This is a genomic window from Cronbergia sp. UHCC 0137 (assembly GCF_034932285.1).
Classification (GTDB): domain Bacteria; phylum Cyanobacteriota; class Cyanobacteriia; order Cyanobacteriales; family Nostocaceae; genus Cronbergia.
The window spans coordinates 59268-83333 of sequence record NZ_JAYGHC010000006.1; the positions used below are offsets into that span (position 1 = coordinate 59268).

Annotated in this window: 22 protein-coding genes and 1 pseudogene; 2 read left to right on the forward strand and 21 right to left on the reverse strand. The window is 39.0% G+C overall.

Annotated elements, in window-relative coordinates; genetic code table 11:
* Positions 1-172 precede the first annotated feature (172 nt).
* Together VB711_RS04270 and VB711_RS04275 are read right to left on the reverse strand one after the other, a co-directional pair.
* On the reverse strand, positions 173-1036 hold the full coding sequence (locus tag VB711_RS04270) for a hypothetical protein (protein ID WP_323284484.1): 864 nt from the start codon (positions 1034-1036) through the stop codon (positions 173-175).
* Positions 1033-4458: an HsdM family class I SAM-dependent methyltransferase gene (locus VB711_RS04275; protein ID WP_323284485.1), complete on the reverse strand. Its 3426-nt coding sequence runs from the start codon at positions 4456-4458 to the stop codon at positions 1033-1035. Before VB711_RS04275 ends, VB711_RS04270 begins: the two co-directional genes overlap by 4 nt.
* A 684-nt stretch (positions 4459-5142) precedes the next feature.
* Between VB711_RS04275 and VB711_RS04280 the strand changes: the two genes are divergently transcribed.
* Positions 5143-7743, forward strand: coding sequence for a chloride channel protein (locus VB711_RS04280; protein WP_323284487.1), 2601 nt, complete (start codon positions 5143-5145; stop codon positions 7741-7743).
* A 61-nt stretch (positions 7744-7804) separates the two neighbouring features.
* Here VB711_RS04280 and VB711_RS04285 read toward each other — a convergent pair whose 3' ends face one another.
* Together VB711_RS04285 and VB711_RS04290 are read right to left on the reverse strand one after the other, a co-directional pair.
* Positions 7805-8059 carry a hypothetical protein gene (locus tag VB711_RS04285; protein WP_323284489.1) on the reverse strand — a complete coding sequence of 85 codons (255 nt, stop codon included), beginning with the start codon at positions 8057-8059 and terminating at the stop codon, positions 7805-7807.
* An 835-nt stretch (positions 8060-8894) separates the two neighbouring features.
* On the reverse strand, positions 8895-12659 hold the full coding sequence (locus VB711_RS04290; protein ID WP_323284490.1) for an HsdR family type I site-specific deoxyribonuclease: 3765 nt from the start codon (positions 12657-12659) through the stop codon (positions 8895-8897).
* Between the two features lie 84 nt (positions 12660-12743).
* Between VB711_RS04290 and VB711_RS04295 the strand changes: the two genes are divergently transcribed.
* Positions 12744-12980, forward strand: coding sequence for a type II toxin-antitoxin system Phd/YefM family antitoxin (locus tag VB711_RS04295; RefSeq protein WP_028090204.1), 237 nt, complete (start codon positions 12744-12746; stop codon positions 12978-12980).
* A 53-nt stretch (positions 12981-13033) separates the two neighbouring features.
* Here the strand turns inward: VB711_RS04295 and VB711_RS04300 are convergent, their stop codons facing one another.
* From VB711_RS04300 to VB711_RS04380, 17 genes and pseudogenes are all read right to left on the reverse strand, one after another.
* Positions 13034-13279: a DUF4926 domain-containing protein gene (locus tag VB711_RS04300; protein ID WP_015217799.1), complete on the reverse strand. Its 246-nt coding sequence runs from the start codon at positions 13277-13279 to the stop codon at positions 13034-13036.
* The gene (locus VB711_RS04305; RefSeq protein WP_323284492.1) at positions 13276-13608 is read right to left on the reverse strand and encodes a DUF6883 domain-containing protein; all 333 of its coding nucleotides are present in this window, start codon (positions 13606-13608) and stop codon (positions 13276-13278) included. Before VB711_RS04305 ends, VB711_RS04300 begins: the two co-directional genes overlap by 4 nt.
* A gap of 33 nt (positions 13609-13641) precedes the next feature.
* Positions 13642-13956: a DUF4926 domain-containing protein gene (locus VB711_RS04310; protein ID WP_323284493.1), complete on the reverse strand. Its 315-nt coding sequence runs from the start codon at positions 13954-13956 to the stop codon at positions 13642-13644.
* Entirely contained in the window at positions 13953-14363 is a 411-nt protein-coding gene (locus tag VB711_RS04315; protein WP_323284494.1) for a DUF6883 domain-containing protein, read from the reverse strand. Before VB711_RS04315 ends, VB711_RS04310 begins: the two co-directional genes overlap by 4 nt.
* Before the next feature lie 3 nt (positions 14364-14366).
* Entirely contained in the window at positions 14367-15653 is a 1287-nt protein-coding gene (locus VB711_RS04320; protein WP_323284495.1) for a restriction endonuclease subunit S, read from the reverse strand.
* Positions 15654-15874: 221 nt separating this feature from the next.
* Positions 15875-16195: a nucleotidyltransferase family protein gene (locus tag VB711_RS04325; RefSeq protein WP_323284496.1), complete on the reverse strand. Its 321-nt coding sequence runs from the start codon at positions 16193-16195 to the stop codon at positions 15875-15877.
* 179 nt (positions 16196-16374) lie between these two features.
* Positions 16375-16782 carry a type II toxin-antitoxin system tRNA(fMet)-specific endonuclease VapC gene (gene vapC, locus VB711_RS04330; RefSeq protein ID WP_323284497.1) on the reverse strand — a complete coding sequence of 136 codons (408 nt, stop codon included), beginning with the start codon at positions 16780-16782 and terminating at the stop codon, positions 16375-16377.
* Complete coding sequence (locus tag VB711_RS04335) at positions 16779-17036, reverse strand: hypothetical protein (RefSeq protein ID WP_323284499.1); 258 nt, start codon at positions 17034-17036, stop codon at positions 16779-16781. Before VB711_RS04335 ends, vapC begins: the two co-directional genes overlap by 4 nt.
* Positions 17037-17197: 161 nt before the next feature.
* Complete coding sequence (locus VB711_RS04340) at positions 17198-17776, reverse strand: Uma2 family endonuclease (RefSeq protein WP_323284500.1); 579 nt, start codon at positions 17774-17776, stop codon at positions 17198-17200.
* Between the two features lie 79 nt (positions 17777-17855).
* Positions 17856-18113, reverse strand: a complete 258-nt coding sequence (locus VB711_RS04345) for a hypothetical protein (RefSeq protein WP_323284501.1) — start codon at positions 18111-18113, stop codon at positions 17856-17858.
* Positions 18113-18460 carry an N-6 DNA methylase gene (locus VB711_RS04350; protein ID WP_323284502.1) on the reverse strand — a complete coding sequence of 116 codons (348 nt, stop codon included), beginning with the start codon at positions 18458-18460 and terminating at the stop codon, positions 18113-18115. Before VB711_RS04350 ends, VB711_RS04345 begins: the two co-directional genes overlap by 1 nt.
* Before the next feature lie 130 nt (positions 18461-18590).
* Complete coding sequence (locus VB711_RS04355) at positions 18591-20132, reverse strand: class I SAM-dependent DNA methyltransferase (RefSeq protein ID WP_323284503.1); 1542 nt, start codon at positions 20130-20132, stop codon at positions 18591-18593.
* Between the two features lie 344 nt (positions 20133-20476).
* Complete coding sequence (bioF, locus tag VB711_RS04360) at positions 20477-21646, reverse strand: 8-amino-7-oxononanoate synthase (RefSeq protein WP_323284505.1); 1170 nt, start codon at positions 21644-21646, stop codon at positions 20477-20479.
* A gap of 58 nt (positions 21647-21704) precedes the next feature.
* Complete coding sequence (locus tag VB711_RS04365; RefSeq protein ID WP_323284506.1) at positions 21705-22289, reverse strand: Uma2 family endonuclease; 585 nt, start codon at positions 22287-22289, stop codon at positions 21705-21707.
* A gap of 40 nt (positions 22290-22329) precedes the next feature.
* A pseudogene (locus tag VB711_RS04370) lies at positions 22330-22491 on the reverse strand (8-amino-7-oxononanoate synthase); the annotation flags it as partial.
* Positions 22492-23142, reverse strand: coding sequence for a Holliday junction branch migration protein RuvA (ruvA, locus tag VB711_RS04375; RefSeq protein WP_323284507.1), 651 nt, complete (start codon positions 23140-23142; stop codon positions 22492-22494). It abuts the pseudogene before it with no gap.
* The gene (locus VB711_RS04380; RefSeq protein ID WP_323284575.1) at positions 23139-23882 is read right to left on the reverse strand and encodes a sucrose-phosphate phosphatase; all 744 of its coding nucleotides are present in this window, start codon (positions 23880-23882) and stop codon (positions 23139-23141) included. The genes ruvA and VB711_RS04380 overlap by 4 nt, the downstream gene beginning before the upstream one ends.
* Positions 23883-24066: the final 184 nt, after the last annotated feature.

Consider the following 24066-nt stretch of genomic DNA (forward strand, 5'->3'; position numbering starts at 1 on the left):
CCCTATTTAGTAGAATTTGGTAGGAAGAGAGCCATTTATACGGTGAGCGCAGCGATCGCATCTCTTGATGAGGGGAAAAATTATATTTAGCTAATAACAATTAATTTCGCTTGATCAAACTAACTTTCTTTCATAACTGTTTATTTTTGCAAAAAGCTCAAATATTAAATAATCAAGGCTCTCCAGCTTTACTTTTTTTAGTATTTCTAGATTTCTTATTGGTTGGCTTGGGTTTACTAACCTCTTCTTCTAAAGGTTCTCCATCTTTACTTTTTTTAGTGGTTCTAGGTTTTTTATTAGTTTGCTTGGGCTTACTAACTTCTTCTATTTGTTGGTTTGTTTTATCTTTATCCTGATAATGGTGCTTTAAATCAACCCAAAGATGTCTCAGATCAAATGGCGTAGGTTGAATCTGTTCACGATCTAATCTTTGGTCTAGTTGTGTGATATCTGGTTGTTCACCATCAGATGATATAGTAATATTAGGTAATAACTCAGATGCAGCATTAGTATTAACTTCCTCCAAAATAGTTTGCAATTCCATATCTTGGATATAGCCAATCATCGCACCTGAGTGTGATGATTTACCATAGCTCCATTCAGGATCAACGAAACGCTTCATACCATTAACCACATAGTTTTTGTTAAGTATCCATGTGGTGCTTGATGGAGAACCTAGTCGCTTGGATTCAATAGTATAAAATTTGTCCCTTCTATCAGGGTCAAGTTCGTTAGTATCACATACACCCCATTGAAAGTCTGGACGTTTAGATTCTCGTGTACTTCGAGTTACATCATCTGCATCTGGTTGGTTATTTGATTCATAGGTAATAGGCCACTCAATACCTTGATGTTGATTTTGTAAATCCCCGTTTGCGCGACGTACAAGAAAACATAATTTCCGATTTATTTCATCTTCCTTATCTGGAAGTGAAGATTCTTCACGGAGCATTTTTAAAGCTAGTTTAAATATTTCCAATACTCTTTTTTCATGTCTAGTCCATATATCTTCTCTTTGCCTACTAATACGAATCATAATACCTCACCCCTATCACTTTGAGTAGTTTCTTGTAAGTGAATTGCTTGTAGCAACGTAGCTTCAGCATCTTCACGAGCCATACTACGAGTCCACAACCGCATTTCATTACGCTTAATGATAATAATTTGAGTATCGCTAACTACACGAATCATACCATCAATATAAATTTGATGGCTGTCATAAGGAACTAAATTATGTTTACCAATGCTTCTTAATATTTCTGTCCATTCATCTTCACTAGAATTTGAACTGTTTGGTGGAGAAATATTTTTCTCTTGAGTTGCAAAAACAACAGCTAACATGGTTGAATTTGGTTCAGCATAAATAACTTTCCAATTAAATTCACCATCAGGTTCTAGTTCACGATTCCAAATATTGAGAAAAGTGTAAATATATCCTTGAATATGATTTTGATTACAGCGTATATTGGAAATATCCGCAATAGTACCTTGTAATTTTGGAAGAAATTTTATATTTAAAGATTGCACAGCCTGACTATTACTGTGGTTGTAGAAAAATTCTATTCCAACATCACACATATCTCTGATTAGGTCACGTTCTGATATATTTAACTCATATAAATCAAATATTGCTTCATCTAAGCTATACTCTAAATCTGTTAGTTGATTATTTAACTGTATTTGATAATTATGGAACTTGTACAAAAATATCATACCCGCTATACAATTAATTCTCCCAATAAGTAGCCAAATAATTGGTATGGTATTAAGCCGCGAATCTCTTACTCGCTTCACTAATTCATATCTTTCAACTTGATTCCAATTTTGTAGTTCTTCAACAATCTGAATAATTCGCTCACGCAGATTATTATCTGTAGGTAAAGTAATTGGGAGATTTAGATATTCATCCTTATAAATTCCATCGTGCCATATACCCCATTTACTAGAAGTAAGAAAAAAGTAGTAACGCGATAATGAAGACCACAAGATACCCAGGATAACTTTATATTTCCAGGTTTCAGGTTCAATTAATTTAATGCAGTTAATTGAATTAGTGAAGCAGAATCTAGCTGATTCCATACGAGCTATTATCTGCCCTTTATTACCGGAAGATTCAGTAATACCATGCTTTATTAATAATCTATCTCCTTCGTATAAAGTTAGGTTACGTTCTCTAGTTACCATTACAGGTGGTTTTTGAAACCAATCAGGCTTAATAAGTTCATATCTCTGAAAATATTCAACTGGTAATTGTCTTGGCAGGTGAGATATCTTTTGATCTTTTTTACCTTCAGAAAACCCTTGTCCACTATTATTTTTATCATGCAAAACTTTCAAAGGAGTGTATAAATTTATAGCTGAGACAAGAGATACATCTCTATGATTTCCCCACCAGTAAATTTTCCAAAGAGTATCATTACGCAAAAAGTCTGCCTGTCTTACTACATGACGATCAACAACACTCAAAACAACTGCTTGAAGTTCCTTAACCATTGCAGTTTTTTTAGCTGACCAGTACAAAACATAGGTGTTCTGAGTTTTTACTTCGCTTTTCTTGCAAAACAAAACTGAGGCAAATGGAGCAATTGCAGAAGATTTTTTGGATTTTTTACTACTAGTTTTTGCAGATGTTTTATTTTTTATATGATCCTTTGTAGCTCGACGAAAAAAAACATCTCTGACATGAGCAAAGTTAATAACTTCTTTAAGTTCAACTTTTTTAAGCCACTCGCTTCTAAATGCTTTACTGTTTTTGTGTGTCTTTAACAAAACACCTGTAGATACTAAAAGAGATGCCCAACCATTATCACGAAGTAATTCAAGCACTCTCCAAATAAAAGCCTGGGATCTTTCATTATCTCCAACTGGGTATTCATGGGTTTCACACCATTTAGCTATTTTATTCCATCCAATTGGACTTGAACCCCAAGGAGGATTACCAACTACTACATCAGCACAATTACTATTAAACCTTTTAAATATTTCATTATTATTTTTTATTGCTGAAGTAATATCAAAAGTATTTGCTCTAAGCAAATTATTAAAATGCTGTTGATCATCAGTCCAACCATCTTGGTAAATAAGATTGGGTAGATGTTTTCCATTTTTAATTTGTTTAAGTATATCTGGAGCTTCCTGATAGTGAATAAGAGCAAGATATAAACTAAATGATGTTATGCGTATAGCTTCTTCATTAATTTCAATACCTGCAATTTGATTGCATAAAACCTCTCTCATTTTTTCTGCATTTAAACGCAGTCCATTATTTTTATAAACATGATGGCGAATTATGCGTCTGAAAGATTCAACTAAAAATATTCCTGATCCACAACAAGGATCAATAACACGAGGATTTTTATCTAAACATTCTGGATTTAGAACTTTGGAAAGAAGATATTCTACTAAAGAACCAGGTGTGTAGTGTGTACCAAAATCATCTGATTCTTCATTTTCTTCATGATAAAATTCTTCATAAATACTGCTAATTAAGGAAATAGGTATAATTTGGAATTTATAAGCCCAGAAGAATAATGGTCTTGCTGAAGACCATAAATCTCCCTTTAAAAATCTTTGTAAAAGATTGAGATGGTCTGCTGTAATTGCCTGTTTCTCTTGAAGATCAGAGGGAAACATATCTCCATTAAAATCATTAGCTAGTCTTTCAAAAAGTGTATAGGTAAAATCTTTGTTTCCTAGAATTCTGATATAAAATTGTTTAGCTTCAGGCTCAAGATTAAGTGGTAGGAAGTCTGGGGCATTTAGTAAATTTTGCCATTGTGGATTTTCTTGTGCTATTTCATCAAAATACTCCCGCGAGAGTATTTCTCTATCTTCTAAATATCTAATAAAAATTGATCTACCTATAAGGGAATGAGCATATTTTAATTTATCTCCTCTAAGCCCTTCATCCATGAGAGCAAAACGGACTCTCTTAAGATCCTGAATTAAAGATTGATCAGCCCGTTGGTTGTCTGTCCCAAAACGGTGATCTTCAAATAATCTACCAGACTCTATTTGCTCACGCCTATATTGATATAATTTTGATGCTACCTCGGCTGTAGTTCTAGCAACAGCTAATGACTCCTTGTTTTGCCACTCTTCAATAGTTTTAGATGGAGGCTTAGTTAAATCATAAACAGCAAGTTCACCTTGTTTCGCTAAAAATAAATATTGAGGTCTTGCCATGCACCAAATTTTATTAAAAACACGACGCAAAACCTCATCATCTTCAGTTTCTTCTACACCAGCAAAAACAATTATAGGATTATTGTTAACAAAAAAAATCTTTTCTGCCCCAACTTGCTTACCTAAAGATAGCCAATCTCCTTTTTCGATCCATTGTTCCAGCGTCAAGTTAGTAGGAGGAATATCTGTAGCAAGAAGCTCACCCTCTTGAAAATTGAGGGTTGAGTAAGCAGCTTCTAAAAGTTCACGAACAGAGTTCAGACCTACAACCATATCTAAATTTAAGTAAAAGTCATATATAAACACTGAAAGATTATCAGTGATATAATATCAGATCACCCCAATATATCACAGTCAGTAATCAAATATGCAACGGGTAATTAAAGATCAATAATATTACTTTGCATAAGCCAAAACTTTTGCCACTTCGCCATTTCCCCAAACGGCAAAAAACACCGATGACACCAACCATCAACCCACAACGCCGGAACTTTAAACCTAGCCCCACAATTAGGACTTACGCAAAAAACGTCTCAGACTCTTATTTCTCCGTGTCCTCTGCGTCCTCTGCGGTTCGATATTCCGTAACTTGTCCGTAAGTCCTATGGATGTAAAAACGCAAGTTATTACCTTATCAAGTATAACATCTGCTCTAACCTATCAGCATCAACGCCCACAACCCTAGCCAACGGACAATTAATTTGTCAGATATTTAAGTTTGGACAGTTATTTTGTCAATTAGCATCTGGCTGGTTAAATATAAGCTAAAATAGCAAAACCCCTACATAGTAAGGGTTTAAAGGTTAATATTTTTGTGGACATTAATTTGGCAAGTGGACATTTAATTTGACAAGCGACACCTGTGAAAAACTTGGAATTTGATGCAGAAATCCTAGATGATAAAATTAGGATTCTGGCCTGCCGCTTTCACTACTAAAAATCAATAATTACTATAAAATGTTAGTTAAGGGAAAAATTTTTTGGCTTCGACTTTCTCGGACATTGCTGAAACCTAGACGTTTAGCCTTTTTTGAGGCTTGCTTAATTGGTCTAGTTTCTGGGCTGGCAGCAGTGTTACTAGGGCAAGCAGTAGAGGCAGCAGGGGCATGGCGGGTTAATCTTTCTTATCGCTGGCCTGCCTATTTGGTACTACCGGCCATTGGATTGGTGGGGGGATTTTTGGCGGGTTGGCTTGTGGAAACCTTTGCACCAGAAGCTTCAGGTAGTGGAACTTCTGATGTCAAAGCTGTATTAGCTCGCGTGCCATTACCGTTAAATTTACGGATTGCTTTAATCAAATTAATTAGCGCCATTCTAGTTTTAGGTTCAGGTATTCCACTGGGAAGAGAGGGTCCAACTACACAAATTGGGGCATCTTTAGCAAATCAGTTAAGTAACTGGGTTCCTACTTCCCCAGAACATCGTCGCCAACTAATTGCTGCGGGGTCAGGTGCGGGTTTAGCTGCTGCTTTCAATGCGCCTATTGCTGGGGTTTTGTTTGTGGTGGAAGAATTACTGCAAGATGTATCTGGTATTACCCTTGGTACGGCAATTTTGGCTTCTTTAATTGCTTCTGGTCTTTCTCGACTTTATGGTAGTCAAAGTTGGAATTTAGGGCTAGATGTAGCTGTTTCTCAAACCACTTTTCAATTTCAAGAAATTCCTTTTTACTTAATTTTGGGATTGCTGGCGGGATTATTAGGTATTTTATTTAACAAAAGTATTTTAGCAGGTTTAGCGTTTAATCGACGAGTATTACACCTGAGTTTGGCTTGGCGGATTGGGTTGGCAGGATTAGTGACGGGGATAGCGATCGCTCTTTTGCCAGTAGATTTTCGGAATAATGCCGGTTTAAAAGACATTCTCCTCAGTGGTCAGTCTAATTGGCAATTTGCAGCGATCGCTTTTATAGTTCAATTTATCTTAATTGTCATCTGCTATGGTTCAGGCGCGCCCGCAGGTTTACTTGTACCCACTTTATTTTTAGGGGCGGCTTTGGGCTATTTAGTAGGTGCTACTGAATACAGCTTACTGGGAATAGGTGTACCCACAACCTACGCTCATGTAGGTATGGCGGCCTTTTTAAGTGCGGTTTCCAAAGTACCAATTACGGCTGTAGTTATTGTCTTTGAAATGACGACAGATTTTAATTTGGTGCTACCATTAATGATAGTTTCTGTAGTTGCTTATATAGTTGCAGACAAAATTGATCATCGTTCACTTTATGATTTACTGTTAGAATGGAAAGGCATTTACATCAACAAAAAGCCCAGTGGGGAGGGACTGTTAACCCAAATTAGCGCCACAGATGTGATGCAAAGGCGAGTAGAAACTTTATCTAAGCAAACCACTATTGATCAAGCTATACAGGCTTTTTCCGATTCCCATCATCGTCACTTTCCGGTGATGGAAAAGGGTCTAATTGTGGGGATTTTAACCCAAACAGATTTAGGAAATATTGACTCACAAAGAATTAGTGGGGACATGACTATTAGTGAAATCATGACTCCTGAACCTATCACTGTTAGCCCTACCAGCCCTCTTTCCTATGTTTTGCTTTTACTCAATCGTCATAACATTAATTGCTTACCTGTGACCGAAGGGAGAAAATTAGTAGGAATCATTACTCGCAGTGATATTATTCGAGTTGAAGCAGAAAGATTAAGTGGGAAAACAGACCAACAAATAGAACCAAAATCAGCCCCTTCTTGTGTTATTTACCAAAATCGCGCCCCAGCTATCGGTAAAGGACGCTTATTAGTGCCATTATCTCATCCCCATACAGCCCAAACTTTATTAGAAATGGCGGGAGCGATCGCTAAGGAACGCAATTATGAGTTAGAATGTTTGCAAGTAATATTAGTCCCCCGCAGTCGCATACCCGCAGAAACCCCAGTAGAAACCGCCAGAAGTCATCGACTTTTACAGCAAGCAGTCCAATTAGGGGAAGATTTACATATTCCCATACACACCCAAATTCGAGTCGCCCATGATGTCGCGGGGGCAGTTTTAGAAACCATCAAAGAACGACACATTGACTTATTATTGATGGGTTGGAAAGGCAATACATCAACCCCTGGGAGGGTATTTAGCCGAGTTGTAGATACTCTAATTCGTCAAGCAGCTTGTGAAGTAGTTTTAGTCAAATTAGATGAAACAAAAGGCTTTAAACGTTGGTTATTACCATTAGCAGGGGGACCCAATTCTAGCGAAGCAGTACAATTATTACCCGCCCTAACTAGCCTGAGTTTATCACCTGAAATTAAATTATATCAAGTTTTTCAGCCTAACGAATCAAATCCAGACACCACAATTTTAGATGATTCTGTCCGCTTCCTGCAACGGAAAATTAACGGTACTATAGAAGGAATCCCAGTTTGTGCTAGTTCTGTAATTGACACTGTAATTGATTGTGCCCAAAACGATCAAACTGATGTAATTATTTTAGGAGCAAGTCGGGAAAGTCTGCTGCAACAAGTGATTAAAGGTAATATTCCCGAAACTATTTCTAGTAAGAGCGATCGTACCGTTATTTTAGTCCGAACTGACACAGTATAATCGGGGAATAGAAGAGTAATTTCTCCTCAAATCCCCATTCCCTCTGTGTCTAGCGAGAACTCTAATCGTCGTCTTCCATTGACTGACCAAATGGGTTTAAAGTATTTACAGCCATAGATGGGACAGAATATAGCATATTAGGAACTACAAGAGTTGCACCAGGGGGCATATTCGGAGGTAGACTTTCCATCATTGTAGAATCATCATCAGACATAATATTTGCAGGATGACTGATTCCACCAGTTAATACTTGCTGTTCGTCTGTGGATAAATCTAAAAGTAACGCAGATTTAGGTTTGATATTTGTCACTGACATAATTTTTAGCCTCACTTACTGACTCAGGTGAATAACCACCTAGATATAAACTTTAAGCATGATTTATAAAAAATTCATAAACCTAAAGACAGAAATTAGGACTTACGCACTGTACAAAATGCAGATGATATGTATAAACGAAATTACCTAGTTTCAAGCTTTTGGAATCCCATATTAGTGCGGTGCGTCAGATAGAGAAGGTCTGTTAGATGCTCAATTATCGGGTTTGACGCACTCTACATACTACTGATTCTGATAATTAGGGCTTGCTGAAAAAGTCTTTCCGTTAGGGCTAGGAGTCAGAAGTCAGGAGTCAGGAGTCAGGAGGAAGAATTAGAAGGAGATCAGAATATTCTCAAATCTGGGTAAATGAACGGTTTTTGATGATTGCATCGCTTATTTCTTGCACCTTCTCCTACTTTTTTCAGCCTGAAACTGTTGATATATCTAGGTTTTTGGTTTATTCAGCAAACCCTAATTAAGCTGTCAATTTCACCAAAGGTAACATATCAGAAATTGCAATTTCTAAATCAGGAAAATCTAAAGGAAGTTAATTCTGTGTTTAGCATAGCTGATTGAGTAAAGTGAGTATTTTCATAATAAGTACCTGGGCAAAATTAATTTAACATTTTTAGACCAAACAAAAATCTCTATATTCCTTATAGGTTCCCTGTTCCCTCTCCCAAATATAAAATTTATTTTATCCCGTTGTGCCGATCGCTTAATAGACCTCTTGCATAAATACTTTGGTGTTGCCAAGAATATTCTTGAAAAGCTCACGCAAAGGCGCAAAGACGCAAAGAAGAATTTAAAAATCACAACTTTTGCAAGAAGTCTATTGTTGTGTTGAAACTTCAAATTCAGTAAAAACTTTGGCTTGCTCTAAGACAAGTTCCATAGCTAGTGCCTCCATGTCGGGGGGATAGCCATATTTTCGCAACAGACGCTTAACGGCAATCTTCATCCGCGATCGCACACTTTCTTTAAGATTCCAGTCAATAGAGGCGTTTTGGCGGATTCTCTCCACTAGAACGATCGCTAATTCGCGCAGTTTATCAACACCCATAATATCCTGGGCACTTTGGTTTTGGGAGAGGGCATCATAAAAGGCCAATTCAAACGGTTCTAATCCTAGTTCTTCACCTCTAGCATCAGCAGCTTTAGTATCTTTTGCCAGTTCCAACAGTTCTTCTAAGATATCCGTCACACTGATGACTTGGTTGCGATAACGGCGCAGGGCATCTTCCAACATCTCAGAAAGTTTACGACTTTGGACAATATTCGTCTGACTGCGGGTTTTAACTTCATCCTTGAGTAATTTTTGCAACAGTTCCACCGCCAGGTTTTGGTGTTCCATCCCCCGCACTTCTGCCATAAATTCATCGGAGATAATAGAGATGTCAGGGTTTTTAATACCAGCTTCATCAAAGATGTTAATCACTGCATCAGATACTAACGCCTGATCTACAACTTGACGGATGGCAGTTTCGATGTCTTGGTTGCTGAGTCCACCACCATCACCACTGCTTTCTAGTTTTCTGAGGCTGGCTTGGATGGCTTGGAAAAAGGAGATGGTTTCTGATGCAGCGATCGCGTCGGGGTGAGGAACAGCGAGAGAATGGGCTTTAGATAGGGCGATAACTTCACTAAGAAATCTATCTTTGATGGTTGGTGCAGCTACATAATTAGTGGCATTTTTGAGAATATTTAGTTTTTCCCCTATTTCAGCCTCAAAATAATGCTGATAGGTAAAGCCTGACATGATTTGCTCGACGATTTCCAATTTGGTTAGGAGTAGTCCCACAGCCACATCTTGATTGAGGGTGAGGTCGCCTTTCCCCCCACTTTGAGAATAGAAAGATAGGGCTTTTTTGAGTTCAGCAGCCAGTCCCAGATAGTCTACAATCAAACCGCCTGTTTTTTCAAAATAGACGCGGTTAATCCGAGCGATCGCTTGCATCAAATTATGACTTTTAAGTGGTTTATCAATATACATGGTGTGCAGACAGGGGGCATCAAAGCCTGTCAGCCACATATCGCAGACTATGGCTAACTCTAGGGAGTTGTCAGGGTCTTTGAGGCGTTGGGCGAGGTTTTGACGTTGGGCTTTGCTGGTGTGATGTTTAACTAAATTACCGTCATCGGCGGCGGAGGTAGTAATTACAACTTTGATTTTGCCTAAGTTGAGATTCTGACTGTGCCAATCGGGGCGGAGTTGAATTATGGCATCGTAGAGGTTAACGGCGATTTGGCGGCTCATGGTGACAATCATGGCTTTGCCTTTGTTTACCTGTTGCCGTGCCTCAAAGTGGGTGACAATATCTTGAGCAATCTGTTTTATTCTTTTAGTAGAACCAACAATCGCTTCCAGTTTTGTTTGTTTAACTTTGGCTTTTTGGGTGGTGCTGAGGTCTTCAAAGCTGAGGTCTTCGTCTAGTTCCTCTAGGAGTTGTCTACCTGCTGCGTCTAAATCAACTTTTACTAAGCGGCTTTCATAATAAATCGGCACAGTTGCCCCATCTTTGACGGCTTGGGAGATGTCGTAGATGTCGATATATTCACCAAAAATGGCGGGGGTGTTTTTGTCGGTTTGTTCTACGGGTGTACCTGTGAAGCCCACAAAGGTAGCATTGGGTAAAGCTTGTCTAATATATTCGGCAAAGCCGTATTTGGTGCGTTTACCAATTACATTACCTTCCGCATCAAGGACATTAACTTGTTTAGCTGTGAAACCGTATTGGCTGCGGTGGGCTTCATCTGCCAGGACAATGATATTAGGGCGATCGCTAATTTGGGGATAGAGGGTTTCACCATCAGCCGGGGAAAATTTCTGGACGGTGGTAAAAATGATACCGCCTGAGTTGGTGTTGAGCAGTTGGCGGACTTGATCTCTATCTCCTGCTTGTTGGGGGTCTTGTCTCAGGAGTTGCTGACAACCTGCGAAGGTATCAAATAGTTGATCGTCTAAGTCGTTGCGATCTGTCAACATGACAATGGTGGGGTTCTGGAGGTTGGGGTTTAAAACCAGTTTTCCTGCCAGAAATACCATTGAAAGGGATTTACCGCTTCCTTGGGTATGCCAAAGTACACCCCCTTTGCGATCGCCCCTAGCCCCTGTTTTAGAGGTAAGATCACCCTCTCCCCTAGCCCCTCTCCCACTGGCAGAGGGGGACAAATGCTCAATGATGTTTTCGAGGACGGTTTCGAGATTGTGGAAAATTTCTTGGTTGGTGAATCTTACAACATTAAGTCCCAAAGATTTTAGATATTCTTCTCGTTGGCGATCGCGTTGCTGTTGTTCTGGTTGATTGTGTATCTCTCCGTCAAGCTCAATTACTAATTTGCAATCATGACAGTAAAAATCAACAATGTAATTGCCGATTTGATGTTGTCTGCGAAATTTTAACCCTAAAAAACGTTTTGCCCGCACAATTTCCCAAAATATTTTTTCCGCAGCTGTTTGATTTTTTCTCAGTTCTCGTACTTGTTCTAAAAGAGTCGTTACTGCTAATCCACCTCTATAGCCCAAATCTTCAATATCTGCCCTCTCCCTAAATCCCTCTCCCACCGGGAGAGGGACTTTGAAACTCTGATCCCCCTCCTTTTGGGAGGGCTTAGGGGAGGGATAATTACAGGCATTAAGAATAGATTCAACGGCTTTATTAACAGCATAATATTGATGATAGGCGGCGATCTTTTTAATGGTGGTAATGCTAACTATGCCTGTTTTCAGGTCTTCGGTTTTGGACTTTTCAAATACTGTAAAGTGACGAATTAAATCTAGTAAGGTTTGCTTGTTTAGTAGCCCGTTAGTTAAAATTTCTAGTTCGTTAATTTCCCTCTCCCTAAATCCCTCTCCCAAGGGGCGAGGGACTTTGAAACTCCGGTTCTCCTCATCTGGAATCTGAAAACTCCGGTTCCCCTCCCTCTGGGAGGGGTTAGGGGAGGGATACTTCCACGCCGCAAAGCGGTTAAACCCAGCCGTAAGTGAACCAGCACGGGCGGATAGTCCATCAGAAATTACTAATAGGGCATTATAGGTAAATAGGCTAGGGATTCTGCTTTTATAGGTTTGGAGTTGGTTATAGGCGGCGTTAAGATTGGCTTTTTCATTGGCGGCGTTTTTTAGTTCAATCACGACGAGGGGTAAGCCGTTAATAAATAGGACAATATCGGGGCGGTGGTTATGGTTATCTTCAATAACTGTAAATTGGTTGACGGTGAGAAATTCGTTATTTTCGGGGTGTTCCCAGTCAATTAATTTAACAGGTTCGCCTCTGGTTTCGCCGTTTTTTTGATATTCAACGGTGATGCCTTCTGTGAGGTATTTATGGAATATTTCGTTGTTGTTGAGTAGGTCGGAACTAGCAATATTAAATATTTCCCGTTGTGCCTGATATTGGGCATCATCGGGAATGGTGGGATTAATTCTTGATATGGCCTGTGAGAGTCTATGTTTTAAAATTACTTCACCGAAGCTTTCCCGTTCTTGCTTGATGCCTTCTGGTTGGATGTCGTAGCCGTTGCAGTAGCTATAACCAAGGGTTTGCAGGAGTTGGAGTTGGTATTCTTCGATTTGGGCTTCGGTGAGGGCAGTCATTTAGATTAAAAATTAAAGAAGTGTGGTATGATACATTTATTTTCATTTTATAATTAGATTTTAGTCTATTTGGTTTTTTTGTCTATGAAGAATGCAACGGTTCAAGAGGCAAGGGCATATCTTCTCGAATTAATAGAGTCTGTGTTAGAGGGTGAAGATGTGGTTATTAGTCGAGAAGGTAAACCGTTAGTGCGTTTGATACGCTATGAGGCGGAACTTGAGCCGCGTACTCCTGGGGCTTGGGAAGGGCGTGTTTGGATGGCTGATGATTTTGATGATGAGTCAGAGGAGATTAACGCTATGTTCTATGGAAAAGGTTAATGGGTTTTTTATTAGATACTCATGACAATTTGGTAATTAGGTTAGTTTATTAATCATGATATTTCGGCTAGGGAACGTACAGAAAGAATTTCATCGGCTTTAAGTTCTACAACAGTTGATTTGGGGACAATAACCGTATTAATGGACTCGCCAAGAGCGTTAAATATTTCGAGAATATAGCCTTCTTCACCGTCGGTAGGATGGGGAACGGTATCAATAAAGGTGGCAATGTCTCCTTTTTTGAGGTGATATTCTGGGAAGTCTTGGGCTAAAGAAACTCGTTGATAGAGGTTAATCATGATTTTTTCTCCTTTTTAGGTTTTAGGGTGATAAATTGAATTTTCTTGTCAATGGCACGTTCTAGCCAAATTGTTACAACTGCCAGATTTCGATTGATTCCTTTTAAGTTACCTTCTACTCGATAGAATATGCCGTACTGATTACTACTATCTTCTATGACTTCTTCGGTTTGTATGAGTTCTAAAATGGCTTGTTTAAGTTGTTCTGAATTATCTTGAGTAAATCCACCTTGAGCTAAAAATTTAGATTTGTCGTCTTGTTTTCGATGAATTAAGAGGTATTGGCTAATTTTTGCGTCAGGAATAATGACATCTGAGGGAAGTTTCATATTAGCATAACAAGTAACTAAGAACCGAATATTTTAAGCTTTTTGATAGATAAAACGGGCAAAATCTAGAACTTCTTCGCGTTTGGCTTCGGATAGGTTATTAAAAATGGCGGCTATTTTATCGGCAGGTGTGAGCCATTGTTTTGTTGTGGCTTTCCAAACGACTATAAATTGCTGAGAAGATAGGGCGCATAATGCGGTGGTTTCGCCATCTTCTTTGCTAAATTCAATTTCAAAATTCTCGCTGTCGTAACATTCAACAATAGTTCCTTGAGCGCCAACAAACTGTTGATGTTCTGGCAGGTTAACAAGGATTTCTACGATGTCTAGTAATTCGGGTTTAATCATGATCTTTTAGGAATATAGATTGTGGCTAATTGAACTTGTTTAGAGCCGAAAACCCCTGTAGAGACGTTCCATGGAACGTCTCTACACTCCTTAACCGAGAAGTATTGAGGAGCAATCAGCCATCCTGTACGCACAATTTCTATTTGCTCTGATTCTATACCTTGAATTTGTAGGTCTATTTGATATCTTGTACCATATTGATCTGTATTTTGTGGGATGGCTTCGGCATCGAGCGCTTGAAAATAAATTTGGTCTAATAGGGGTTGATAGTTATCTTTAGTATAGCCAAGATATTTTTCAAACATGAAGGCTTTGTTTTTACCTTTGGGATTTTCTGGGTCTAGGGCATAGGCTGTGAGTTTTCGAGGGTCAATTAATATTTCATTAACAAGTTCTCGTAGTTTCATAGGTTATTCTTTAACGCGGAGTTGTCCACTCATTAGTTTAGGTAATAAGGTATCACGGGTTTTAGTTAGAGTTTGGATTTGGTGTTCGTTAATATCTATCTTTTTATATAAATCCTTGAATACATCAGATAACATATCTTGAACTGACATTGCTGGAATTGCAAATTCAAATGTTTTAAATTCACCCGCATTGATAGCAGGTACAGCAGAAGAACTAACAATCGATAGTAATTTTTGCTTGAATTTATTCACTTTCAAACAAGGATATAAAAAGGTTTTTTTTAGAATGTCAGGATTAGCAGAAAGCCTAATTGTATTAGGTGATATCTGGGCATGAATATGTTTTTTACCAACTACGGAATAGTTTCCGACACTACCTCTGACAGAGAGAACAACATCAAATTCTTCTAAAATAGTTTTAGGAAATTTAGCAGAATACTCCTCTTTAACAAACCAATAGTCGCTAAAATCAACACTTATTCGACCAGTGTTTAACAAGTGTTCACCACGAATAACAGGTACTCCCGAATCTACTTTTTCCATTCCGTAAAATTGAGGATACCTATAAATTGTTTTACAAATTTGCTCTAGTGTTAGAACACGCCACCCTTCGGGAATCTCGCCTAACTCCGATCGCACCATCGCCCCACCAGATGATTTATAGGGCTTACCGTCTGCGTTGGGGAACTCAAAATCTATAAACCAATGCTTAAATAGAGTTTGTGCGATTTGTTCCAGAGTTTCATTTTGTCGCCTCAGATTTTCGATTTTGGCATCTAGGCAAGATAAAACATCAGCTATACTTTTTTGTAGTTTGATGTTAGGAAGGTTTATAAAAAGATTAGAAATGCCATCGATTGTTAATGCTGGTTGTGCAGAACCTATCATTATTGATTCAAGATTTTCTTGACCTATATTAGATTTCAACCAATATAGGAGAAAAACACTGTTAATATTTTCGGTAAAGTCTTTAATCCAGATTAAGTTCCCATCTTTAAAATAAAATTTTCCATCCTCTTTCTTTACCCGATAAGGAATCCCAGACCTAGCCCCAACCGAGCTAATTAAAATATCGCCTTCATTGGGACTTCCAAAATTTTTTTCTATTTCTCTAAATCTTTTCTCTGAAATAAATAAAGGTTCGCTGATTGAATCACCAAAAGATTTTTCTATAATCTCTTTTGAACGGAAAAAAGGTATTCCAGAAACAACATACTCAGAACTAAAAATTCTTTTACTTGAGCCGATTTTACAAAGATCATTTAATTTAAATTCTTTCCACTCACTCATAAACTTAAAATCTACCTTGACTAACTATCCTTTAATAACCATGTCCAATAAATACTTGATACTCAAAACTCAACATCCCTACCGACAGAGCGATCGCGAAGAACTGCAAAATCTACATCATCAAAAGTAATATTCTCTTGCTGCTTCCTTACCTCTGACCGTATACTTGTCGATTTTGGCGATCGCCTCATCAATATCTACTAACCGTTCGCGATCGCTTCTCATAACAAAATACTCTCCTGTAACACGCGCTCCCGGATCCGTTCCTTTAACCCCTGCTCCGTTACCACATCTACCTTACAGCTTAATAAAACCTCCAAATCTTGAATTAAACCCACAGGAAACCAAGACGAAATTTTCTTGAGGTCATAATCAATCAAAAAATCAATATCGCTATTTTCCGTCTCCTCCCCCCTCGCCACCGAGCCAAACACCCGTACATTAAAAGCCCCATGCTTGGACGCAATCTGTAAAATCTCTTCTCGCCTTTCTTGCAATAGCAGTTTGAGCCTTTTCTCTTGATTAAAATTTGTAATACTCATAACTCAAACTCCTTATTCATTCCAAAATTGATTAGAAATACTAGCAATTTACACAGATTCCTCAAAAACAATATCTTCATAAACCGACTCAGTTTTTCTATAACAATGGGGTTAAGCTGTTTCAAAATAACTTGAGTCATATTCATCTCCTTAAAAATCACTTTGGCATTTTTATTAATTCATACCGCAACCTCCCAGTCTTCATACTGCAACCCTTCCACACGACTAAACTCTCCCACATTATGAGTTACCAACACCAAGCTATTAGCAAGAGCAATTGAGGCAATTTGTAAATCATAAACTCCAATTGGTGTTCCTTTTTTATTCAATTCAGAACGAATATAACCATAAATATCTGCCGCTTGACCATCAAAAGGTAAGCTAACAAAATCATCAAAAAATATCTTTAATGTTGCCAGATTCTTGTCTCTATTATAGCTTTTATAAGCTCCGTAATAAAGCTCAAATTTTACAATATCACAAATAAAAACATCATCTGGTGGCAGTGAATTTAAGCGATGAAAAACTGGATTATTCCTGGAATTAAGATAGCGAATACAGGCATTAGTATCTAATAAATAACTCATAATAGCGGCTCTCGTTCCTGTGCTTCTGGCTGAGGCTCTCTAACTAACAATTCCCCCTGCCAACCACCACAAGTCTGCTCAAAGAAACCAGGCGACCAGCCCCTACTTTTAGATGTAATTATAGGCGTATTTTCTGTTACATTCTCAAGAATAGATGTGATTTCTTCTTCCAAAGTCCGTTGATGACTCTGAGCCAGACGTTTTAGTTTTTCTATAACAATGGGGTTAAGCTGTTTCAAGATAACTTGAGTCATATTCATCTCCTTAAAAATCACTTTGGCATTTTTAGTAAATTCATAGTCATTTGTGCAATTAATTTTGTGTAATCACTTATTACCCATAATGTACCGATGATATTTTCTCTTTTTAGGCATCAATCCTTACTCATTCCCAAACTGATAGAAATACTAGCGATTTATCCTAATTCCTCAAAAACAATATCTTCATAAACCGACTCAATGGGAAAACTTAAATCAATACTTTGTAGCTTGATATTATCCCCCGGCTGATAATTAAAAATCTCCCAATTACCGCGCTCATTTTTGCGGTATAAATCAATCGCTATTTTCTCAGCATCAACCAAAAGATAATCTTGTAAACTAGGATTGCGACGATACAATCTAAATTTATCCCCTCTGTCATAACTGGCTGTACTGGGAGATAAAACCTCGACAATTAGACAGGGATATTGAATTGCTTGAATTGCAGTCCTATCTCTCTCATCGCAAGTAACGCTCACATCAGGATAAACATAATCTTTCGTTTCCAAAATATTGACACGACAATCGGAATTACCAACCTGACAACCACCGCCCCGTAAATGACCTTTAACAATGAAAATAATATTACTAGCAATTCGTCCATGATTTTGCGTTCCCCCACTCATAGCGTAAAGTTTACCATTAAGATACTCATGGCGAAGCAGTTGTTTTTCTTCCCAGACAAAATATTCTTCAGGTGTTAACTTAGGAAACTTATCTTTAACAGCAATCATTTTTTATTACCTCATTTGCGCTCGACAGAAATTAATATAAACCCGATATCATGCTTAACTGCAATCTGTAAAATCGCCTTTATTGATTACGTTCTTCCCAATCAATCTCATCTTGTTTACATCGGGCAAAATCATCACTAGACGTAGAAGTATAAGCGTATTTACCCTGCAAACTTTTAACCAACTCATGCCTTTTTTCTGCTGTCAGTTGTGATTGAGATACCGATTGAAAATAAGTCTCAAAAGTATCTAAAAAACTCACTAGAAAAGCCAATTGTTCTGGCTGCATCCTATCGAGACGTTGCATGATACTTTGCTTCAGTTCTACTTGCGTCATCAGTCCACCTCCAAAGAAAAACCCACCTTAGCTAACTGTATTTTAATCTCCGCATCCAAAGCTAAACCCTCATTCATCTGCGCCGCCAAATCAGCCGTTAAAGCCCCCATCTTCTCCTCAAAGCTTACCCCATCCTCCACTTCATCAGGAATACCCACATACCGCCCTGGTGTCAACACAAAATTATGCTTTTCAATTTCAGCTAAGTTAGCCGACTTACAAAAACCCTTAATATCGTGGTAACTGCCCCTCTCCCTAAATCCCTCTCCCAAGGGGCGAGGGACTTTGAAACTCCGATCCCCCTCCCCTTGGGCTACGGTGTACACACAAGTGATCTGATTACCCAAAACAAGCCCTGGCGATTAGAAATCACGGCTACACAAACAAAGTCCACCTGCGTGGACTGAAGAAAAACTACTTATTTTTAACCCACGGAGGTGGGTTTTGCCTGTGTAGTTGCGGTTTCTAACCGCCGATTTAATCTTGATAAGACTTGTGTGTACACGGTAGCTCCCCTTGGGAGGGGTTAGGGGAGGGTATCTGGGAGGGGTTAGGGGAGGGTATCTGGGAGGGGTTAGGGGAGGGTATCTGGGAGGGCTTCCTTTTCCAGACATGGTAAGTATCAGCAATCTTGCTAATTTCAGCTTCCGTAAAAGCCCGACTACTGCGATTCACCATATAACCCAATTCTGAGGCATCAATAAACAATACCTCACCATGTCTATCCCTGTTTTTATTCCCGTTCTTATACCGACTAAGAAACCACAAGCAAGCAGGAATACCCGTATTATAAAAAAGTTGGGTAGGCAACATGACAATACAATCCACCAAATCCTTCTGCACTAAAGCCTTGCGAATCTCTCCCTCACCGCTTGTATTGGACGACAGCGAACCATTGGACAACACAAAACCCGCCGAACCTGTCGGGGCTAAGTGGTAAATGAAATGAGAAACCCAAGCAAAATTAGCATTCCCCACTGGAGGAACAAGATCCTTATCCAGCCACCGTCCATCATTTCGCAATAACTCGCCGCCCCAATCACTATCATTAAAAGGAGGATTAGCAATCACAAAATCCGCTTTTAAATCCTTGTGAGCATCATTGAGAAATGAACCTTCAGGATTCCACTTAATATTTGAGCCGTCAATCCCCCTAATCGCCAAATTCATCCGGCACAATTTATAGGTTGTCTCGTTGCTTTCTTGCCCATAAATTGAGAGATCATCCAAACGCCCTTGGTGATTTTTGATAAACTTCTCACTCTGGACAAACATTCCCCCCGAACCACAGCAAGGGTCAAATACACGCCCATTGTAGGGTTCTAACATCTCAACTAAAAGTTTCACAATGCTTTCAGGTGTATATAACTGTCCCCCCTTCTTGCCTTCAGCTAGAGCAAATTGTCCTAAAAAATATTCATAGACTCGCCCTAAAACATCCTGTGCCTGTGCTTCAGCATCCCCTAACGTAATTGATCCAATTAAGTCAATTAATCCACCCAAGGATTTCTGATCTAATTTCTGTTGTCCATACACCTTGGGTAAAATCCCTTTTAACCGTTTGGCGTTTTGCTGCTCGATAGCTTCCATCGCTTCATCAACCAGTTTCCCAATAGTTGGCAGTTTGGCCTGTGCCTGGAGAGATGGCCACCGTGCCGCTACTGGTACAAAAAACACATTTTCCGCCGCATACTCCTCTGGATCTTCGGGATTAGCTCCTTCGTATTCTCCCTCACCCGCAACCAGTTTTTGGTGCAACTCCTCAAAGGCATCGGAGATATATTTGAGAAAAATTAAGCCTAAGACAATGTGCTTGTACTCAGCAGCATCAATATTTTTTCGCAGCTTATCCGCCGTTTTCCATAGTTTCTGTTCAAATGACTCTGAATTATTCTGCTTTGCTGCTTTTTCTGCCATCTTATCCTTAGTTTTTTTGTCCTGAATTTGGGGAAATACATCCCACCAATCCAAAATATCGTTTTGGTTCATTAAACCAATTAAATTATCGTTCTCGTTCATTATGAATGGCATTGAAACAAAAATCACATTTAGCCAAACAAAAAGCAACCGTCATAAATCATACAACTACTGGAGGCTGAAACAACGTTAAATCAAGAGTTTTGAAAATTAAGTTTACAGACCTTTACATTATGTCACAAATTGCAGGTATCCGGGCTATACCCTTAATTAGTCGCAACCTGAAACTAAATATGCGTGACCTAAAACCCCCGTAGAGACGTTCCATGGAACGTCTCTACAATCTTTACCGGAAATGTCTCTTGCACCTGATTCACCTTTTTAACCTTCAAACTTTTGATATATCTAAGTTCTAGCTTTATTAAGTAAGCCCTAAGTATCATAATCTATAGTTGCATTCTTTTTAAAACTTCCACCAACTGCTCCAAATGCAGATATGTATGGGTTGCCATAACAGATAATCTAATCCGGCTGGTGGGAACAGTGGGAGGACGAATTGCTGGAGCAAAAATACCCGCTTCCCTGAGATGCTTTCCGGCTTTTAATGCTGTTGCTGCATCAGGTAATTGAAAACATAATATAGGAGACTCAGAAGGTAATAATTTTAAATTAGGTAAACTTTCTGTAATTAATCGTTTTAAATAATTCACATTATCCCATAATTGCTGACGGCGTTCGGGTTCTTGCTGGACAATCTCAACTGCGGCTAAAGCTGCGGCCGTATCTGCCGGTGAAAGGGCGGTGGTATAAATCCAACTGGGGGCGCGATTTCGCAAAAAGTCAACTAAGGCGCTACTCCCCGCCACATATCCCCCTAAACTACCCAAAGCTTTACTTAATGTCCCGACTTGAATTAACTCTCTACCTGTACAGCCAAAATACTCCACACAGCCAGCACCAGTTTCTCCCATAACTCCCGTAGCGTGAGCTTCATCAACTAATAGCATACAGCTAAATTTTTCAGCTAAATCTAAAAGTTGTGGTAACGGACATAAATCACCATCCATGCTAAAGACGCTATCGGTGATAATTAAACAACGTCGGTAGTTTTGCCGTTGTTCCTGTAATTTTTCTGTTAATTTTATAATATCACAATGGGGATATTCAACCAATGCTGCACCACTGAGAATCGCCCCATTTTTTAAACTGGAATGGTTATATTGATCTGATAAAATTAAGTCGCGCTTGCCCACTATGGCGGTAATTGCACCCAAGTTTGCTAAATAGCCAGAACTAAATATGACTGTATCTTCTGTTTGTTTGGTAGATGTAATCGCTTGCTCTAAATTTCTGTGTAGTTCTCTGTGTCCACTCAGTAATCTAGAACCTGTGCTACCTGTACCAAAGTCTTTAATAGCAGTAATTGCGGCTTTTTGTAATCGCTGATCTGCTGCTAATCCCAAATAATCGTTACTAGCAAAATTAATTACCTCTTGCCCAGATAATAGCACCGTCGCACCAGGGAGACTGTGAATAGTTTGCACTGAACGATACCAGTCTGCGTGATGAATAGTTGCTAAAGATGCCTGTATCCAAGCGTAAGGATGATTATTCATTTAGGAACTATGAGCCATAAATTCTTCGCTGCTGCTAGTGATTTTAGCCTAAATTATTCTATCTGACGTTCACCAAAGGTAACATATCAGAAATGGCAATTTCTAAATCAGGAAAATCTAAAGGCGAAACCATCCCATATTCTGTTAAAATCAAATGACTGTGATAACCTGTTTCCGTCGGGTTTCTAAAAATATGCAATTCACGTTTAACTACATCTAACACCCAATAATCTTTAATACCCGCTTGAGAATAAGCCTTAGCCTTAGTTTCAGTATCTAATTTTAAACTACTATTGGCAACTTCAATAATTAAATAAACTTCCGATGGGGTAGGATGATGATCAGCATAGTCCAAAGGATCTATTTTGACAACGGCAATATCAGGTTCTGGTTCAGACCGATCATTTAATGTTATGGAATCTTGAATAGATATCCAAGCTCGGTTTCCCACTCGATTCTCTAATATCTTATATGTTCTTCCTACGGCTGAAGTGTGTGCTGTTCCCTTAGCAATCATCCAAATTATTTTTCCTTCTAATAGTTCCACCCGTTCATCTGGCTCAAATATCCCTGCTTGAGCCATTTTGTGGTAGTCCTCAACAGTCCACAGACGCAGTTGTAAAGTTGATTCTGTGTTTAGCATAGCTGGTTGAGTAAAGTGAGTATTTTATAATAATATCTTACATTCCCAAATAATCATTACTAGCAAAATTAATTACCTCTTGCCCAGATAATAGCACCGTCGCACCAGGGAGACTGTGAATAGTTTGTACTGAACGATACCAGTCTGCGTGATGAATAGTTGCTAAAGATGCCTGTATCCAAGCGTAAGGATGATGATTCATTTAGGAACTATGAGCCATGAATTGTTCGCTGCTGCTGAGGTGAGCGATCGCTTGTTTAATCCAATCTTCCACGTAGGCATCTTTGGGTAAACCAATGTTTTCGCTAACTACGTGTAAGGCGTGACTAACCTCATGGGCAGTATAACCCAAAGCAAAGAGTGTCATTTGCACTTCTTCCAAAATTCCTGGTGCAGGTCCACCTGTAGCCACGAAAAACCCTGCTGATTTACGCCATTCAATCAACTTGCTTTTCAGTTCTAAACAGATGCGTTCGGCGGTCTTTTTGCCCACACCAGGGGCTTGAATTAGCATTTGGGTATTAGCGGCGATAATTGCTTGGACTAACTCTGGTAATTCCAAAGTGTCCAAGAGAGCGATCGCTAAAGCCGCACCAATTCCACTCACGGATAGCAAGTGGCGAAATAAATCCCGTTCCGAGGGGGAAGAAAAACCATAGAGCATAGGTACTTCTTCCCGAATTTGGTAATGGGTAAAAATTTGCACCACATCGCCAGTAGTTGTTAACTGATTGGCGAGGCGTTGGGGAATTTGCAAATCATACCCTGTACCGTTGACTTCTAGTGTCAAAACGACACGATTACCGTTAATCGTTTGGACACCAGCGACAAAACCTTTAAGATAGCTGATCATTCTAGGAAACCAAAGTGTTTTAGCCCTTCTATAATTCCACCCGCACAAACATCTTGTGCTAGGTAACGGTATTCAGCCGGATTCTGCTTGTGCCATTGTAGTAACTCTGGACGCGCATTCCCGACTATGATTCCCCGTTCGTTGCCTACAGCGAATAAAGCAATATCATTACCCGAATCGCCACAAACAACAGTTCGTTCTGCTGCAAATTCCCACTTTCGACGTAAAAACTGCATTGCCTGACCTTTATCGCTGGAAAGGGGAACAATGTCAAGGTCAATTCCACTACTATAGATTAATTTTATATTTAATTTAGCTTTTGTCAACTCTGACTCAAGTTGTGGTATGATCCCCGAATCTTGCTGTTGCAGAAAAAAACTGACTTTAAACGGCCGTTGTTCTGAGTCTGGTTGGGGAGTTAATTCAGGAAACCCCTGTGTGATGAATACGATCTTTTCCCGTTCCCATCCGGGAGAAAGGAGATTTGACCATTCGCTATCGGTGGTGTTGTTACCATCAAAGTAAATTTCTGTCCCGACGGAGACGACCAAAGCATCTGGGGTGATCAAGTTTTTTTCTTGTTGGAGTTCCTGGTAAAGTGAGAGCGATCGCCCTGTGGCGTAAACTATTTTAGTACCGTGTTGTTGACGATGATTCAAAAGGCGATCGCTTAATTCCACTAATGCGTTATCGTTGCCTACGAAGGTGTGATCTAAATCGGTGACAAATAGAAATTTCATAGCCATGTCCTTTTGTGAGTTTTGTCCACAAAAAGTTTATGCTGTTTCTGTTACTTATTAGTTAGCAGTTATGGATGTCTAAATTTTATATAATGCTATTATCAATCATATAAACACACACTGAATACACGAAATGTCAAATGTAGTTTATCAACTGAACAAAATATGGAATTTAGTTCTAAGT

Bases quoted from the DNA above. Each gene is read 5' to 3' on its own strand.
- VB711_RS04270 (WP_323284484.1), bottom strand. From the start codon at position 1,036: ATGATTCGTATTAGTAGGCAAAGAGAAGATATATGGACTAGACATGAA.
- VB711_RS04275 (WP_323284485.1), bottom strand. From the start codon at position 4,458: ATGGTTGTAGGTCTGAACTCTGTTCGTGAACTTTTAGAAGCTGCTTAC.
- VB711_RS04280 (WP_323284487.1), top strand. From the start codon at position 5,143: ATGTTAGTTAAGGGAAAAATTTTTTGGCTTCGACTTTCTCGGACATTG.
- VB711_RS04285 (WP_323284489.1), bottom strand. From the start codon at position 8,059: ATGTCAGTGACAAATATCAAACCTAAATCTGCGTTACTTTTAGATTTA.
- VB711_RS04290 (WP_323284490.1), bottom strand. From the start codon at position 12,659: ATGACTGCCCTCACCGAAGCCCAAATCGAAGAATACCAACTCCAACTC.
- VB711_RS04295 (WP_028090204.1), top strand. From the start codon at position 12,744: ATGAAGAATGCAACGGTTCAAGAGGCAAGGGCATATCTTCTCGAATTA.
- VB711_RS04300 (WP_015217799.1), bottom strand. From the start codon at position 13,279: ATGATTAACCTCTATCAACGAGTTTCTTTAGCCCAAGACTTCCCAGAA.
- VB711_RS04305 (WP_323284492.1), bottom strand. From the start codon at position 13,608: ATGAAACTTCCCTCAGATGTCATTATTCCTGACGCAAAAATTAGCCAA.
- VB711_RS04310 (WP_323284493.1), bottom strand. From the start codon at position 13,956: ATGATTAAACCCGAATTACTAGACATCGTAGAAATCCTTGTTAACCTG.
- VB711_RS04315 (WP_323284494.1), bottom strand. From the start codon at position 14,363: ATGAAACTACGAGAACTTGTTAATGAAATATTAATTGACCCTCGAAAA.
- VB711_RS04320 (WP_323284495.1), bottom strand. From the start codon at position 15,653: ATGAGTGAGTGGAAAGAATTTAAATTAAATGATCTTTGTAAAATCGGC.
- VB711_RS04325 (WP_323284496.1), bottom strand. From the start codon at position 16,195: ATGAGTATTACAAATTTTAATCAAGAGAAAAGGCTCAAACTGCTATTG.
- vapC (WP_323284497.1), bottom strand. From the start codon at position 16,782: ATGAGTTATTTATTAGATACTAATGCCTGTATTCGCTATCTTAATTCC.
- VB711_RS04335 (WP_323284499.1), bottom strand. From the start codon at position 17,036: ATGACTCAAGTTATCTTGAAACAGCTTAACCCCATTGTTATAGAAAAA.
- VB711_RS04340 (WP_323284500.1), bottom strand. From the start codon at position 17,776: ATGATTGCTGTTAAAGATAAGTTTCCTAAGTTAACACCTGAAGAATAT.
- VB711_RS04345 (WP_323284501.1), bottom strand. From the start codon at position 18,113: ATGACGCAAGTAGAACTGAAGCAAAGTATCATGCAACGTCTCGATAGG.
- VB711_RS04355 (WP_323284503.1), bottom strand. From the start codon at position 20,132: ATGAACGAGAACGATAATTTAATTGGTTTAATGAACCAAAACGATATT.
- bioF (WP_323284505.1), bottom strand. From the start codon at position 21,646: ATGAATAATCATCCTTACGCTTGGATACAGGCATCTTTAGCAACTATT.
- VB711_RS04365 (WP_323284506.1), bottom strand. From the start codon at position 22,289: ATGCTAAACACAGAATCAACTTTACAACTGCGTCTGTGGACTGTTGAG.
- ruvA (WP_323284507.1), bottom strand. From the start codon at position 23,142: ATGATCAGCTATCTTAAAGGTTTTGTCGCTGGTGTCCAAACGATTAAC.
- VB711_RS04380 (WP_323284575.1), bottom strand. From the start codon at position 23,882: ATGAAATTTCTATTTGTCACCGATTTAGATCACACCTTCGTAGGCAAC.